Origin of the sequence: Arenimonas soli (genome assembly GCF_014643775.1) — a bacterium.
Taxonomy (GTDB): Bacteria; Pseudomonadota; Gammaproteobacteria; order Xanthomonadales; family Xanthomonadaceae; genus Arenimonas; species Arenimonas soli.
Genome location: NZ_BMKC01000003.1, coordinates 530261 through 545602, shown reverse-complemented (window position 1 = coordinate 545602; position 15342 = coordinate 530261). Strand labels below are relative to the sequence as shown.

Genomic DNA, 15342 nt, shown 5'->3' with positions numbered 1-15342 from the left:
ACCTTCGTCAGCGCCGCCGTCAGCGTCGTCTTGCCGTGGTCAACGTGACCGATGGTGCCCACGTTCACGTGGGGCTTGGTGCGCTCAAACTTACCCTTGGACATTAGCGTGTACCCGGTGGATTCAAGGAGGGGTGTTGGTGCTCATGACTGGAATCGAACCAGCGACCTCTTCCTTACCAAGGAAGTGCTCTACCGACTGAGCTACATGAGCGGAATTTTGGGTCGAACGGTGAAGCTTTCAATCCAATGGAGCGGGAGACGGGAATCGAACCCGCATGATCAGCTTGGAAGGCTGAGGTTCTACCATTGAACTACTCCCGCCCTGCGGAACCGATGCACCGGCCCTGCGGAGTGGTGGAGGGAGGTGGATTCGAACCACCGAAGGCGTAAGCCAGCAGATTTACAGTCTGCCCCCGTTGGCCGCTTGGGTATCCCTCCGTCAGGGAGCCCGTAATTTTCAGGGCGCGACGCCTAAATGTCAACGCCCTTGGCACACTCTTCCCGGAATCCCTACACGTTGAAGCGGAAATGCAGGACGTCCCCCTCCTGCACCACGTAGTCCTTGCCCTCCAGGCGCAGGCGCCCGGCGTCGCGGGCCCCTGATTCGCCCCGGTACTTGATGAAGTCGTCGAAAGCGATGGTTTCGGCCCGGATGAAGCCTTTTTCGAAGTCGGTGTGGATCACCGCGGCCGCCTGCGGCGCCGTGGCGCCCTTGTGCACCTGCCAGGCCCGGACTTCCTTCACGCCCGCGGTGAAGTAGGTCTGCATGCCCAGCAGGGCGTAGCCGGCGCGGATGACCCGGTTCAGGCCAGGCTCCTCCAGGCCCATTTCGGCCAGGAACTCGGCGCGGTCGGCGTCTTCGAGCTGGGACATCTCTTCCTCGATGGCCGCGCTGACCGGCACCACCTGGGCACCCTCCTTTTCAGCCCGGGCCCGGACCAGGTCCAGCATCGGGTTGTTCTCGAAGCCGTCCTCGAGCACGTTGCACACGTACATGACCGGCTTGAGGGTCAGCAGGAACAGGTCGCGCACCACCGCCTTGTCCTCGGCCGACAGGCCCAGGGCGCGGGCCGGCTGGCCCTGGTCGAGGCCGGCGCGCACGCGCGCAAGCACCTCCTTCCGGGCGATAGCGTCCTTATTACCGGTCTTGGCCTCACGTTCGGCGCGGTTAAGCGCCTTTTCGACGGAGTCCAGGTCGGCCAGGGCCAGTTCGGTGTCGATGGTCTCGATGTCCGAGATCGGGTCCACCTTGCCGGCGACGTGCACGATGTCGGTGTGCTCGAAGCAGCGCACCACGTGGGCGATGGCGTCCACCTCGCGGATGTGGGCCAGGAACTTGTTGCCCAGGCCCTCGCCCTTGCTGGCGCCGGCGACCAGGCCGGCGATGTCCACGAACTCGAACGAGGTCGGGATCACCTTTTGCGGCTTGACGATCTCGGCCAGCTGGTTCAGGCGCGGATCCGGCACCGGCACCACGCCCGTGTTGGGCTCGATGGTGCAGAACGGGAAGTTGGCCGCGGCGATGCCCGCCTTGGTAAGCGCGTTGAACAGGGTGGACTTGCCGACGTTGGGCAGGCCGACGATGCCGCATTTGATGCCCATGATGGGGGTGTTTCCTCAGGGTTTTGGGGTGTGCAGGCGCTTCATGGCTTCGGGGAACTCCCCCGCCACCGCCAGCGGCATCACCGCCAGGGCGTCGTCGATGGCGCGCAGGATGCTCGCCTCGTCGTCCTTGCCGGGCTTGCCCAGCACCCAGGGGGTGACCTTGTCCTTGTGGCCGGGATGGCCGATACCCAGGCGCAGGCGATGGAACTTGCCGTGGCCCAGGTGCTGCATGGTGTCGCGGATGCCGTTCTGCCCGCCGTGGCCGCCGTCGAACTTCAGCCGGGCCAGGCCGGGGGCCAGGTCCAGGTCGTCGTGGGCCAGCAGGGCCTGTTCGGGTTCGATCTTCCAATAACGCAGCGCCGCGGCGACGGACCGGCCGGAGGCGTTCATGAAGGTGGCCGGGCGCAGCAGCCAGACGCTATGGCCGGCGATTTCGACCTTGGCGGTCTCGCCGTGCAGCTTCGATTCCAGGCCCAATCGCGCCCCGGCCTGCGCGGCCAGGGCGTCCAGAAACCAGAACCCGGCGTTATGCCGGGTCCGGGCGTGTTCGGCGCCGGGATTGCCCAGGCCGACGATGAGTCGTAGCGATGACACGGATGCGGTCCTCGTTTGCCGCCCCGGCACGAGCCGGGGCGGCAAAGGGGATTACTTCTTCTTCGCCGCGTCGCCGGCTTCGGGCTTGGCGACCTTGGCGGCCGGCACGTCGGCCGAAGCCTCAGGCGCGGCTTCGGACTCTTCCTCGACTTCGACGCGGGCATGGCGGGCGATGACGATCGCCAGGTCATGTTCCTTGCCGCCGTGGGCCAGGGCCGGGATCGTGACGCCCTTGGGCAGCTTGATCTGCGAGAGGTGCACGATGTCGCCGACGACCAGGTCGGCCAGGTCGATTTCCAGGAACTCCGGCAGGTCCTTGGGCAGGCAGCTGACTTCGACTTCGTTGAGCTCGTGGGTGACCACGACGCCCGCGGACTTGCCGGCCGGGGAGGTTTCCTGGTTCACGAAGTGCAGCGGCACCTTGGCGCGCAGGGCTTCGTTTTCGGAAACGCGCAGGAAGTCCAGGTGCAGGATCTGCTGCTTGAACGGATGGCGCTGCATGTCACGCAGCAGCACCTTCTGGACCTGGCCGTCGACGGCCAGGTCGACGATGGCCGAGTAGAACCATTCGTTCTGGCTGGCGATCCACAGGTGGTTGTGTTCGATCTGGATGCTCATGGGGTCCTGGTGACCGCCATAAACGATGGCCGGCACGTGACCGCTGCGACGGAGGCGGCGGCTCGCACCCTTGCCCTCGTCCTTGCGGCCGGTGGCCGTGAGATTGTGATTGGTAGCCATGTTGGTGTTGCCTTCTTCAAGTGATGCGCCCTTGAGCGCGTACCGCGATGCCCGCGACCAGGCCCCGCGTCGTTCCCGTTCCGGGAATCGGGCATCGGCGCGACACGCCGATGCCCGATGCCCCGCCCGGGGTCAATCCACGTACAGCGAACTCACCGACTCGCCGAAGGCGATGCGGCGGATGGTTTCGGCCAGCAGCTCGGCGACGCTGAGCTGGCGGATGCGCGGGCAGGCCCGCGCGGCTTCCGACAGCGGGATGGTGTCGGTGACCACCAGTTCGTCGAGCTGCGAGTTGGTGACGTTGGCGATGGCCGCGCCCGACAGCACCGGGTGGGTGCAGTAGGCCAGCACCTTCTTGGCGCCGTTGGCCTTGAGCGCGGCGGCGGCGGCGCACAGGGTACCGGCGGTGTCGACGATGTCGTCGACCAGCACGCAGGTCTTGCCTTCGACGTCACCGATGATGTTCATCACCGTGGCCACGCCGGCCTTCGGGCGGCGCTTGTCGATGATGGCCAGGTCGGCGTCGTCGAGGCGCTTGGCGATCGCGCGGGCGCGCACCACGCCGCCGACGTCGGGCGAGACCACGATCAGGTCGTCGGTGCCATGGCTGCGCCAGATGTCGGCCAGCAGCAGCGGCGACGCATAGACGTTGTCCACCGGGATGTCGAAGAAACCCTGGATCTGGTCGGCATGCAGGTCCACCGTGAGCACGCGGTCGGTGCCGACGGCGCTGAACATCTTGGCGGCCACCTTGGCGGTGATCGGCACGCGCGCCGAGCGCATGCGGCGGTCCTGGCGGGCGTAGCCGAAATACGGCACCACCGCGGTGACGCTGGCGACCGAGGCGCGCTTGAGCGCGTCGATCAGCACCAGCAGCTCCATGAAGTTCTCGGCGGTCGGCGCACTGGTGGACTGGATGACGAACACTTCCTGCCGGCGCACGTTTTCTTCGATCTCGACCTGCACCTCGCCATCGGAAAACTGCCCCACCTGGGCCTTGCCAAGCGGAATGCCCAGCTGTCGGCACACCGCCAGCGCGAGCGGCCGGTTGGCGTTGCCGGTGAAGACGAGCAGGTTCTGCTTGCTCATGGTGGCTGGCTTCCGCGTTGGAGGTGGATGACGAGCGAAACGTCGGATGGCTGGGGCGGTAGGATTCGAACCTACGAAATGCCGGGATCAAAACCCGGTGCCTTAGGCCACTTGGCGACGCCCCACCGCTGGATTTTCTTGCTTCACGGCCCTAGGCCGCGGACAGCGCCCGGTGCAGGGGCGACACGTCCACGCCATCGGCCACCCAGGCACGCATCCCGTCGGGAAGGCGCGCCAGCGCGGCCTCGGCATCGGCGCGTGCGTCGAAACGCACGAAACAGCCGCCGCCGGTCCCGGTGAGGGCCGCCGTGCCGAACTGCGCGAGGGTGTCCAGGACCGTGGCAACGGCTTCCGAACGACGACGCAGCACCGGCTCGAAGGCATTCCCGAGGCAAGGGCCTGAAGCGAAGTCGGATATTGTCGCTGGCGGCGCATCCCGGGTCAAATCAGACGCTTGGAACAACTCCACGGTGGGCACCGATTCCCCGGAATCGACCAGCAGGTAACTGGCCGGCGGCAGGGTGATCGGGCTCAGCACCTCCCCCACCCCTTCGGCCCAGGCGCTGCGGCCGCGCACGAACACCGGCACGTCGGCACCCAGCGCCAGGCCCAGCACCGCCAGCTGGTCCTGGCCCAGGCCGGTGCCCCAGAGATGGTTGAGCGCCACCAGCACGGTGGCGGCGTCGGAAGACCCACCGCCGAACCCGCCGCCTAGCGGGATGCGTTTTTCGACGACGATGTCGACACCAAGCGGTGTTTTCGACTCGTATTTAAGGAGTTTTGCCGCCCGGACCGTCAGATCCTCGACTTCGGGCACCGCATACCCTTCGGTAGCCTCGCGGCAGACCCGGCCATCGTCCCGCAGGCGCAACTGCACCGTGTCTCCCCAATCGAGAAGCTGGAAGACGGTCTGCAGCCGGTGGTAACCGTCGGGGCGGCGCCCGACGATGCGCAGGAACAGGTTGAGCTTGGCCGGGGCCGGCCAGCGGGTCCAGTCGCCGACCGCGGCCCCGGTCACGGGGCCTCCCAGGCGTCGACGGCCAGGCGCACGGAGGCGTCCTGGCGGGTGGCGAAGACCCGCTTTGGGCGCGGCGACGGGCCGGCGGTCCAACCGCGGTATTCCACCGACCAGCCCTGCTGCACGATCAGCGCCGGCAGGCCGTCGGGGCCGAACTCGATATGGGCCTGGCCCGGCGCGCGGCCGCCGCGAACCCAGTGCGACAGGGCCTGTACCGGAATGTCCCAGCCGGTGGCGTCGGCCAGCAGGCGGCGGGCATCGGGGCCGGCCAGCGGGCCGCCGTCGAGCCCGTCCAGGCGCGCCTGGGCCGGACCGCCCTGCAGGCGCCAGCTGGCACGGGTGACCGGTGCCGAAAGCTTGATGTCGTAGCTGTCGCCGCGCTGGACCCAGTCGATGCGACCACTGCCACCGTCGCCGCCGGCGCTGACCGCCAGGCGCCCCTGCAGGCGCCAGTCGGGCTCGGCCGCCAGCGCCGCTTCGTGGGCGGCCTGCCCTGCCAGCAGGCTGGCGTCGGCACCGGTCCGCACGGTTGCCGGTACGCAGGCCGCCAGGGCAAGCACCAGGCCAGCGAGCGCCAGGCAGCGCGGGAAACGGGTCGGACTCATGGGGCGTGGGACTCCAGCGCGTGCTTGAGGGAAGGATTGTCGGGATCGAGCCGCAGGCCGGCACGCCAGACCTTGCGGGCTTCGGCGCGTTCGCCGGCCTGCCAGAGCACTTCGCCCAGGTGGGCGGCGATTTCCGGGTCACGCCTGGCCGCCCAGGCCTTTCGCAGCAGTGCCAGGGCACTGTCCCGGCGGCCGAGCTTGAAATGCACCCAGCCGACACTGTCGAGGATGGCGCCTGAACCCGGCGCCAGTTCGAGCGCCCGTTCCAGGTAGGGCAAGGCTTCCGCCCAGGCTTCCCGATGGACCGCCAGGGCATAACCGTAGGCATTGAGCGCCTGGGGGCTGTCGGGGTGCTCGTCGAGGATGCGCTGCAGGTCGGCCAGGGAGGCATCGATGCGTCCGGCCCGTTCGTGCTGCATGGCACGCGCGTACAGCAGCGCCGGATCGCCTTCGAAGATGTCCAGCGCCCGGCCCAGGCTGGCGAGCGCGTCGTCGCCGCGACCACGGCGCTCGAGCAGTTCCGCCTCGAGCAGGTAGGCGTCGCGGATGTACTCACCGTCGGCGGCTTGGTCGACCTGCAGTTCGTGCAGGGTGGCCAGCGCTTGGTCCAGGCGGCCGAGCCGGCCCTCGGCGCCGGCGCGGCGCAGCATCGCCTGGTCATGCCCCGGCCCGCGCGGCACCGAGGCATACCAGGCCCGGGCTTCAGGCCAGCGCAGCAGGCTTTCGGCCAGCAGCCCCAGCAGCAGGCGGCGCTCGGGCGTGGGCGTGTCGGCCAGGCCCACCACTTCGGCGTACAGCTCGCCCAGCGCCTTGCGGTCGCCGTCGGCGATCAGCCAGCGGGCGCGCTGGCGAAGGCTGTCTTCGTCCTGCGGGCCGTGGCCGAGGGTGGCGGCGGCCGCCAGGCGGTCGCCGAGCAGCGCGTACTGGCGTGCGGCGGAGCGACGCAGCTCCGGGGCCAGGGCGGCGGGGTCACCCAGCCCGGCCAACTGCCCGCGGGCGGCCTCGTCGCGGCCCAGCTCGCGCAGGCGGGCCGCTTCGAGCAGGAGGGCGCGCGGATCGTCGGGGAAACGCTCCACCCCTTCCACCACCAGTCGTTCGGCCAACGGGCGGTCCTCGAGCCGACGGGCCAGGCCGGCCACCGCCAGCCAACCGCCGAGGGTGGCCGGCATGTGGTTGCTTTCGTACAGTCCGCGCAGCACCTTGCGGGCCACGCCGGCGCGTGTGTCGCGGGCATCGCCCAGGGCCGAAAGCAGTACCGGGAAGCCGGCGGGGCGGGCCGGGTCCATCAGCGCAACGGCTTCGGCGACCGCCCGGTCGGCATCGCCCAGGTCCAGGGCCAGCTGGATGGCTGCCGCGGCCGCCGGCAGGGAGTCGGGCGACAGTTCCCGCCAGCGGGCAATGGCCGCGGCCGCCGGCTCCGGCTGCCCGGCCAGCAGCGCGATGCGCGCCGCCCGTTCGGACAGGCCGGGATCCCGGGAGCCTTCGGCAGCCCGCAGGTAGTGGCCGGCGGCCTGGCCGAAGTCGCCGGCCTGCAAGGCGAATTCACCCGCCATCACCGGTTCAAGCACGTCCGCGGGGCGGGCGGCGGCCGGCATGGCCCCGGCAAGGGCCAGGGCGAGGACGGCGATCGGTCGGGATTTGCTCCAGATCATGGGGTTTTGGCGGGCACCGGCTAGACTATGGGCCGGAATCCACGAGAGCCCAGCCCGTCAGAGCTTAGCGCATGGCGGGCCGCCAACGACCCAAGCCAGCCATGCCCCTGCTCGCCCTAGGCCTCAACCACCAGACCGCGCCGCTGACCCTGCGCGAACGGGTGGCCTTGGACGCCGGCCAGCTGCCCGCCGCGCTGCACGGCCTGGGTGCGGTGCCCGGGGTCGCCGAAGCCGCCCTGCTTTCCACCTGCAACCGCACCGAGATCTATTGCCAGGTCGAAGACGGCGCGGAAGCGGGCGTGGCGGACTGGCTCGCGAACTACCACGGCCTGGCGCCCGCCACCTTGTCGGACTACCTGTACGTGCATCGCGACGACGACGCCGTGCGCCACCTGTTCCGGGTCGCGACCGGGCTGGACTCGCTGGTGCTGGGCGAACCGCAGATCCTGGGCCAGGTGAAGGACGCCTGGCAGGCCGCGCGTGGCCAGCAGCGCCTGCGCACGCCGCTCGACCGCCTGTTCCAGCAAAGTTTCCGGGTCGCCAAGCGCGTGCGCACCGACACGCGCATCGGCGCCCACCCCGTGTCGGTGGCCTATGCGGCCGTGCGCCTGGCGCGCCAGGTGTTCAGCGAACTCGACCGCGCGACGGTGCTGCTGGTGGGCGCCGGCGACACCATCGAACTGGCCGCCCGCCACCTGGTCGATGCCAAGGCCAAGCGCCTGCTGGTCGCCAACCGCACGCTCGAACACGCCCAGGCCCTGGCCAGCCGCTACGGCGGTTATGCCCTGCCGCTGTCCGAATTGCCGCGACACCTGCCCGAAGCCGACATCGTCATCACCGCCACTGCCTCGCGCGAACCGGTGCTGCGCCGCGACACCGTGCAGGCCGCGCTCAAGGCGCGCCGCCATCGCCCGGTGTTCATGCTCGACCTGGCGGTGCCGCGCGACATCGAAGCCAGCGTCGCTTCGCTGGCCGACGTCTACCTGTACACCGTGGACGACCTGGAACAGGTGATCGAGGAAAATCGCGCCTCGCGCCGCGAAGCCGCCGAACAGGCCCAGGCCATCATCGACCTGCAGGTCGAACACTACATGGCCTGGTGGCGCGCGCAGGGACGGCAGGACGCACTCAAGGCCCTGCGCAGCCGTGGCGAATCCGCCCGCACCGAAGCCCTGGCCCGCGCCCGCGAACAGCTCGCCGCTGGCCGCCCGCCCGAAGAAGTGCTCGACCGGCTGGCCCACCAACTGACCAACAAGCTGCTGCACGGACCGTCCAGCGCGCTGCGCCAGGCCGCGCTGGACGGCGACCTGGACCTGCTGCGCGCCGCCGAGCGCCTGTACAAGGACGACGATGACACCCGGCCTGCGCCGTAAGCTCGAAGCCCTGGCCGAGCGCCACGAAGAAGTCGGCCGCCTGCTGGCCGACCCCGGCGTGCTGGCCGACAACAACCGATTCCGCGCGCTCTCCAAGGAATACGCGCAGCTCGAACCGGTCGCCGCCGGCCTGGCCGCCTGGGCCCAGGCCCAGCGCGACCTCCAGGCTGCCGAGGGCATGCGCGACGACCCGGAGCTGCGCGAACTGGCCGACGAGGAAATCCCGGCCGCCCGCCAGCGCCTGGCCGAACTCGATCAGTCCCTGGCCCTGCTGCTGGTGCCACGCGACCCGCGCGACGAGGCCAACCTGTTCCTGGAAATCCGCGCCGGCACCGGCGGCGACGAAGCGGCGATCTTCGCCGGCGACCTGTTCCGCATGTACGCGCACTACGCAGAAAGCAAGCGCTGGAACGTGGAGGTGGTGTCGGCCAGCGAAGGCGAACACGGCGGCTACAAGGAGATCGTCGCCCGCATCGAGGGTCGCGGCGCCTATTCGCGGCTGAAGTTCGAGTCGGGCACCCATCGCGTTCAGCGCGTGCCGGCGACCGAGTCCCAGGGGCGCATCCACACCTCGGCGGCGACGGTGGCGATCCTGCCCGAACTGGACGAAGTGGACGAGATCGAACTGCGCGACGGTGACATCCGCGTCGACACCTTCCGCGCCTCCGGCGCCGGCGGCCAGCACGTGAACAAGACCGATTCGGCGATCCGCATCACCCACCTGGCCTCGGGCATCGTGGTCGAATGCCAGGACGAACGCAGCCAGCACAAGAACCGCGCCCGCGCGATGTCGCTGCTCAAGGCCAGGCTGCTCGACGAGGAACGTTCGAAGCAGGCCGCGGCGCAGGCGCAGTCACGCCGGCTGCAGGTCGGCAGCGGCGACCGCAGCCAGCGCATCCGCACCTACAACTTCCCTCAGGGCCGCATCACCGACCACCGCGTCGAGGGCCTCACCCTGTACGCGCTGCCACAGGTGATGGCCGGCGACCTGGACGACCTGGTCGACCGCCTGACCCGCGAACACCAGGCCGACGAACTCAAGCTGCTGACGGAGGCCGCATGAGCGCCGGCGAAACCTTCATCCCGCTGTCGCTGTGCGTACTGACCGTGTCCGACACCCGCGGGCCGGCCGAGGACACGTCCGGCGACTACCTTTGCGCGGCGCTGGCCGAGGCCGGCCACCGACTGCACGAACGCGCCATCGTGCGCGACGACAAGTACGCGATGCGTGCGCTGGTGTCGCGCTGGATCGCCGACGAGGCCGTGCACGGCATCCTGGTCACGGGTGGCACCGGCTTCACCGGCCGCGATTCCACGCCCGAAGCCATCGCACCGCTGCTGGACAAGGCCATGCCGGGATTCGGCGAAATGTTCCGCGTGCTCAGCTTCGACGACATCGGCACCAGCACCCTGCAATCACGCGCCTTCGCCGGCCTGGCCAACGCCACGTTCGTATTCGCCCTGCCCGGCTCCACGTCGGCCTGCCGCACCGGCTGGGAACGGCTTATCCGCGCCCAGCTCGACGCCCGCACCCGCCCCTGCAACCTCGCCAGCCTGCGTCCCCGCCTCCGGGAGTCCTGACAGCCATGAAGCGCAAGGAATACGAAAAGGAACTCGAGCCGCTGCAGGTTGAACTCAACCAGGTCGCGCGCTGGCTTGAACACACCGGCAAGCGCCTGGTGGTGCTTTTCGAAGGCCGCGACACCGCCGGCAAGGGCGGCGCCATCAACGCCATCGCGCAGACGCTCAACCCACGCCAGACCCACATCGCCGCGCTGGCCAAGCCCAGCGAACGCGAGCAGGGCCAGTGGTACTTCCAGCGTTACGTGCCGCACCTGCCGGCGGCCGGCGAGATCACCCTGTTCGACCGCAGCTGGTACAACCGCGCCGGCGTCGAGAAGGTGATGGGTTATGCCACGCCCGAGCAGGTAAAGGCCTTCCTGCGCCAGGTGCCGGTGTTCGAGAAGATGCTGGTGGACGACGGCATCCTGCTTTTGAAGTACTGGCTGGCGGTGGACCAGGAACAGCAGGAGGAGCGTTTCGCCGAACGTGCGAAGGACCCGCTCAAGCGCTGGAAGCTTTCGCCCATCGACGTCAAGGCGCGCGAGAAGTACGCCGAGTACGGCAAGGCGCGCGACGCCATGTTCAAGGCCACCCACCGCCCCGAGGCACCGTGGACGGTAGTGGACTTCAACGACCAGAAGCGCGGTCGCCTTACCCTTATCCGGCACCTGCTCGACCAGCTCCCCGACCACGACGTGCCGCGTTCGCGGATGTCGCTGCCGCCGCTGAAGTCGCGCCCGGGCAAGGAGCGCTACACCGGCCCGGTGAAACCGATCCCGATGGCCTACTGAACCGGCGCGCCCGCCAGCGCCGCCACGGGCAACTCCCTGCGGTCCGGGACCGCCACCCGTTGGCCGGGCTGCAGGCGCTCGGCGCCGCGCACCACCAGGCGGTCGCCCGGGCGCAGCGCGCCACGCACTTCAACCAGGCCCGCTTCGCTCGCGCCCAGCTCCACGGGCACGCGTTCGGCCAGGTCACCGTCACCTACCCGCATCACGTGGCTGCCTTCGGCACGCATCACCACCGCGTCGCCCGGCACCGCCAGGACCTCGCGCGGCGCCGCGCTGGGTACGCCCAACTGCACGGCGCTGCCGACCACCAGGCTGGCTTCGGCGGCGGGCCCCGGGTCCAGCGCAACCCGAAGTTCGAGCTGGCGCGAAGCCTCGTCACCCACCGGCACCAGGGTCTGCAGCGGCAGCGTGCGCACCTGGCCCTGGTGGCGCAGGCTCACCGGCACGCCCTCGCGCAGGTGCGAGACCAGGGTCACCGGGGCACGCGCCCGGATCTCCAGGGCCTGGGTGTTGACCAGGCGCGCGACCGGCGCACCCGGCACCAGGAATTCACCGAGTTCGACCGAGCGCTCGACGACGACGCCGTCGAAGGGCGCCCTTACGATCGACCGCCGCAGCGCCAGGCGCGCCTGTTCGAGCGCGACGACCGCCGAGGCCAGGTCCTGTTCGCGCATCCGGCGGTCGGCGACCACCTGGTCGAGCTGCGCGCCGGAAATGCCGGCGGCCGCGACCAGGGCCTGGTAACGCTCTTCCTGCCGCCGCGCCAGCTCGACCTGGGCGCCGAGGCGCTGGCGATCGGCCAACGCCTTGCGTTCGGCCAGTTTCAGCGCCGAATCGTCCAGGCGGGCCAGGGTATCCCCGCGACGCAGCACGGTGCCGACCTCGGCGACCGAGACCACGCGCCCCCCGGTTTCGGCGGCGACCCGCGCGTCCTCGCGGCTGGCAACACTGGCCGGCGACCAATGCAGCGGCGCGAAGTCCGCTTTCACGGCCAGGGCGAGGTCCACCGGCACCGGCGGGGGCTCCGGGGCGGCGGCTTCCTGGGACCCGGAGGTGACCGGCAGCAGCCACCCGGTCGCGACGACGGCAAGCACCAGGCCGGGCAGCCAGGCGCGGCGGGAAATCGAGGTCAGACGGGTCATGGGCGGACTCCAGTATTCCAGGCGGAATGGACAGGGACGGTGCCAGCAGGTGCCGGCGCCGGCATGGCGGCGCGTGCCGGGCGGTCGAACAGGCGCATCAGGGCCGGCACCAGAACCAGGGTGAAGACCAGGCTCAAGGCCACACCGCCGACCGCCACCGCGGCCAGTCCGCGATAAATCACCGCTCCTGGGCCCGGGTTGATGGCCATGGGCAGCGCGCCCAGGACGCCGGTGAGCGTGGCGATGAGGATCGGCCGAAGGCGCTGCGAAAGGGCCTGTGCCAGCGCCTGGTCCAGGTCCAGGCCATCCGCCTGGCCGGCACGCGCCTGCGCCACCAGCAAGATGGCGTTGTTGATCACCATGCCCAACAACATGATGAAGCCGATCATCGACAGCAGGTCCAGCGTCTGCGTGGTGAACAGCGAAACCAGCTGCAGGGCCAGCACGCCGCCGAGCACGGCCATCGGCAGCGTCGCCAGGACGAACGCACTGTCGCGCAGCGAACGGAACAGGGCAGCCATCAGCAGGAACAGCACCACCAGCGCCATCGCGAAGTTGCCCGCCATGGTCCGCACGACTTCGCCCAGGCGATCGGCGCTGCCGGAGACGCGCAGGCCGGCATCGGCGGGCAGCGCGGCGCGCAGGGCCGGCACGATCTTCTCGTCGACGATGGCCAGCGCCTCCTCCAGCGACAGCGTCGACGGCGGATCGACGGTCAGGCTGACGGTGCGCCGGCCGTCCACGCGGCGCAGCTGGTTGGGCGCCAGCGTCGTCTGGACCGCCGCCAGCTCGCCCAGGCTGAGCACGCCACCGAAAGGCGTGGCCAGCGGCGCGGCAGCGAATTCCTGCACCAGGTCGTCCGTGTCCGCGCGCCGCGACCGGAGCACGATCGGCAGGCGCCGTTCGCCATCGAAATGTTCGCCCAGCCAGGCGCCCTGCCCCAGCACCCGCACCACGGTGCCCAGCTCGGGCCGGCGCCAGCCCACTTCGGAAAGGCGGCGGTCGTCGGGCTGCACGCGCAGCTCCGGCGCGGCGCCGTCGGCATTGGGCCAGGCCTGGACGTTCGCCCCGGGGAAGTGTTCCGCCAGCAGCGCCCGGCCGGCTTGGGCCGCCCGGCCCAGGGCTTCGCCGTCACCGTGCTGCAGGTGGATGGCGATGGCGCGGCTGGAGCCGCCGAAGCCGCCGAACAGGTTGCCTTCGGCGGTGAAGGCGCGGGTGTCGGGCAGGCCCGTGACTACTTCGTCGCGAATGGCGCTTTCGAGGGCGCCGATCTGGCTTTCGTCCACGACTCGGGCGCCCAGGGTGCCGCCGTTGGGCCACAGGTTGAGATACCAGTTGCTCAGCTGGGGCGATTTTTCCCCGTCCATGTAGGGGCGCATGCGCTCCATCAGCAGCGGTCGGATCTCGCGGTCGACGGCGGCCGGACTCATGCCCGGCGGCAGGTTGAACCAGACGTCGATGGCCGCGCGCTTGACCGGCGGCAGGTAGTCCAGGCTAGGCATCAGCACCAGGGCGCCGAGCACCGGCGCCAGTACGCCACCCAGCACCCAGGCAAGCTGCCGGCGACGGCCCTGGGTGGCCCGCAGCAGCCAGGCGGTGGCCCGCGCGTAGCCGGCCGGCTGTGCCACGCGTCCGGTGGCGCGCAGCCAACCACCGGCGGCCGCGGGCAGGACCGTCAGCGCCAGCACGAGGGAAATGCCCACCGCGATCGATATCGTCAGCGCCAGGTCGGCGAACAACTGGCCTTCGACGTCGCGCATGAAGATCACCGGCAGGAAAACCGCCACCGTGGTCAGGGTCGAGGCGAACAGCGCCCCGCCAACCTGGCGCGTGCCCTCGAGCGCGGCTTCGTGCGCGGGCTTTCCGGCCTCGCGCAGGCGCAGGATGTTCTCGGCAACCACCACCGCGGCGTCCATCACCATGCCGACGGCGAAGGCCAGGCCGGCCAGGGAAATGACGTTCAGGCTGCGGCCCGTCAGCTGCAGCACGATGAAGGTGGCCAGCAGCGAGATCGGTATCGCGCTGGCCACCAGCAGGGTCGCGCGGGCATTGCGCAGGAACCACCACAGGCAGGCGACGGCCAGCAGCACGCCGGCGAACAGGCTGCCCGAGAGCAGGCCGATGGCGCGGTTGATGAACACCGAAGCGTCGAAGCTCTGTTCAATGGCAAGGCCACGCGGGGCCAGTTCGCGTTCGCGCACTTCGGCAACCGCGCGTTTGACTTCGCCCAGCACGGCCAGCACATTGGCGCCGCTTTCGCGACGGATGCGCAGGCCGATGGCGGGGTTGCCGTTCTGGTAGGCGAAAAAGACCTGCTCGGGCCGCTTCACGGCAACCGTGCCGACGTCGGCCAGCCGAACCGGCCGGCCGTCCCGCCAGGCCAGGATCAGTTCGCCCAGCTGCTCGGGCGGGTAGCGTCCGGCAAAGCGCAGCGTGTACTGCCGGCGGCCGGCATCGAAGCTACCGCCCGACACGTCGGTGGCGCGACCGGCGACGTCGGCGATCTGCGGCAGGGTGACGCCGAGCGCGGCGGCGCGGTCGAGGTCCACCTCGATCACCAGCTCCTCCGCGCCGGCGCCATTGATGTCGACGCCGGCAACGCCGTCCACGGCCATCAGCCGCGGCACCACCCGGTCTTCGATAAGACGCCGGTAGTCGTTGATGTCACCCGGCGTGCCGGGCAGCTTCTGCACGAAAAAATACGTCAGCGACTGGTTGGCGTCGTCCGAGCCCAGCGCCAGGCGCGGCGGCGTCGCGTCACGCGGCAGCGGCTGCAGTCGGTTGAGCCGCGCGAGTATTTCCACCAGCGCGGCCTGCATGTCGGTGCCGACGGCGAACGTCAGGTTGATGGCGCTGAAACCGGCGTTGACCGTCGAATCCATTTGCTCCAGGCCCGGCAGGCCTTCAAGCACGGTTTCGATCGGCTCGACGATTTCCGATTCCATTTCCTGCGGTGATGCCGCGCGCCAGAGCGTGGTCACCGACGCCTGCGGGCGGTCGATGTCCGGGAACAGCTGCAGCGGCAGGTCGAGCAGGGCCAGCAGGCCGAACAGCATGACCAGCGCAACGGCAACGGCGACGGCGGCGGGATTGGCGAGCGAAGCTTCGGTGGGTTTCATGGCGAAGGCACGGGGGACGACGGCGCCACTTTGCGCGGGCACGGTTGCCTG

The 15342-nt window shown here is 70.0% G+C and carries 14 protein-coding genes and 4 tRNA genes; 4 read left to right on the top strand and 14 right to left on the bottom strand.

Annotated features, from left to right (window positions below):
- The 12 genes from IEX13_RS13225 to IEX13_RS13170 all read right to left on the bottom strand — a co-directional run.
- Window positions 1-104, bottom strand: a 104-nt coding sequence (locus IEX13_RS13225) for a GTP-binding protein (RefSeq protein ID WP_188665275.1), incomplete at its 3' end; no start/stop codon positions are given.
- A gap of 33 nt (window positions 105-137) precedes the next feature.
- Window positions 138-213, bottom strand: a tRNA-Thr gene (locus tag IEX13_RS13220).
- Window positions 214-249: 36 nt separating this feature from the next.
- Window positions 250-323, bottom strand: a tRNA-Gly gene (locus IEX13_RS13215).
- Between the two features lie 31 nt (window positions 324-354).
- Window positions 355-440: transfer RNA gene (locus tag IEX13_RS13210), tRNA-Tyr, on the bottom strand.
- A gap of 72 nt (window positions 441-512) precedes the next feature.
- The gene (gene ychF / locus IEX13_RS13205) at window positions 513-1604 is read right to left on the bottom strand and encodes a redox-regulated ATPase YchF (RefSeq protein ID WP_188665272.1); all 1092 of its coding nucleotides are present in this window, start codon (window positions 1602-1604) and stop codon (window positions 513-515) included.
- A 15-nt stretch (window positions 1605-1619) separates the two neighbouring features.
- Window positions 1620-2201 (bottom strand): aminoacyl-tRNA hydrolase, encoded by a 582-nt coding sequence (gene pth, locus IEX13_RS13200; protein ID WP_188665270.1) that lies wholly within the window; start codon window positions 2199-2201, stop codon window positions 1620-1622.
- Window positions 2202-2252: 51 nt separating this feature from the next.
- Window positions 2253-2939, bottom strand: a complete 687-nt coding sequence (locus IEX13_RS13195; protein ID WP_188665267.1) for a 50S ribosomal protein L25/general stress protein Ctc — start codon at window positions 2937-2939, stop codon at window positions 2253-2255.
- A 132-nt stretch (window positions 2940-3071) separates the two neighbouring features.
- Window positions 3072-4028 carry a ribose-phosphate diphosphokinase gene (locus IEX13_RS13190; RefSeq protein ID WP_188665264.1) on the bottom strand — a complete coding sequence of 319 codons (957 nt, stop codon included), beginning with the start codon at window positions 4026-4028 and terminating at the stop codon, window positions 3072-3074.
- 47 nt (window positions 4029-4075) lie between these two features.
- Window positions 4076-4153 (bottom strand) — tRNA-Gln (locus IEX13_RS13185).
- A gap of 26 nt (window positions 4154-4179) precedes the next feature.
- Window positions 4180-5046 carry a 4-(cytidine 5'-diphospho)-2-C-methyl-D-erythritol kinase gene (gene ispE, locus IEX13_RS13180; protein ID WP_188665261.1) on the bottom strand — a complete coding sequence of 289 codons (867 nt, stop codon included), beginning with the start codon at window positions 5044-5046 and terminating at the stop codon, window positions 4180-4182.
- On the bottom strand, window positions 5043-5651 hold the full coding sequence (gene lolB / locus IEX13_RS13175; protein ID WP_188665258.1) for a lipoprotein insertase outer membrane protein LolB: 609 nt from the start codon (window positions 5649-5651) through the stop codon (window positions 5043-5045). Before lolB ends, ispE begins: the two co-directional genes overlap by 4 nt.
- Window positions 5648-7303: a tetratricopeptide repeat protein gene (locus IEX13_RS13170; RefSeq protein ID WP_188665255.1), complete on the bottom strand. Its 1656-nt coding sequence runs from the start codon at window positions 7301-7303 to the stop codon at window positions 5648-5650. Before IEX13_RS13170 ends, lolB begins: the two co-directional genes overlap by 4 nt.
- A gap of 101 nt (window positions 7304-7404) precedes the next feature.
- Between IEX13_RS13170 and hemA the strand changes: the two genes are divergently transcribed.
- The 4 genes from hemA to ppk2 are packed head-to-tail and all read left to right on the top strand — an operon-like array spanning window position 7405 to window position 11030.
- Window positions 7405-8676: a glutamyl-tRNA reductase gene (hemA, locus tag IEX13_RS13165; protein WP_188665252.1), complete on the top strand. Its 1272-nt coding sequence runs from the start codon at window positions 7405-7407 to the stop codon at window positions 8674-8676.
- A complete protein-coding gene (gene prfA / locus IEX13_RS13160) occupies window positions 8654-9739 on the top strand; it encodes a peptide chain release factor 1 (RefSeq protein ID WP_188665249.1) in 1086 nt (361 codons plus the stop codon). Before hemA ends, prfA begins: the two co-directional genes overlap by 23 nt.
- Complete coding sequence (moaB, locus tag IEX13_RS13155) at window positions 9736-10257, top strand: molybdenum cofactor biosynthesis protein B (protein ID WP_188665246.1); 522 nt, start codon at window positions 9736-9738, stop codon at window positions 10255-10257. Before prfA ends, moaB begins: the two co-directional genes overlap by 4 nt.
- Window positions 10254-11030 (top strand): polyphosphate kinase 2, encoded by a 777-nt coding sequence (gene ppk2 / locus IEX13_RS13150; protein WP_229668559.1) that lies wholly within the window; start codon window positions 10254-10256, stop codon window positions 11028-11030. The genes moaB and ppk2 overlap by 4 nt, the downstream gene beginning before the upstream one ends.
- On the opposite strand, the gene IEX13_RS13145 is transcribed toward ppk2, so the two are convergent.
- Window positions 11024-12172 carry an efflux RND transporter periplasmic adaptor subunit gene (locus IEX13_RS13145; protein WP_188665240.1) on the bottom strand — a complete coding sequence of 383 codons (1149 nt, stop codon included), beginning with the start codon at window positions 12170-12172 and terminating at the stop codon, window positions 11024-11026. The genes ppk2 and IEX13_RS13145 overlap by 7 nt on opposite strands.
- Window positions 12169-15291: an efflux RND transporter permease subunit gene (locus tag IEX13_RS13140; RefSeq protein ID WP_188665238.1), complete on the bottom strand. Its 3123-nt coding sequence runs from the start codon at window positions 15289-15291 to the stop codon at window positions 12169-12171. Before IEX13_RS13140 ends, IEX13_RS13145 begins: the two co-directional genes overlap by 4 nt.
- Between the last annotated feature and the right edge of the window lie 51 nt (window positions 15292-15342).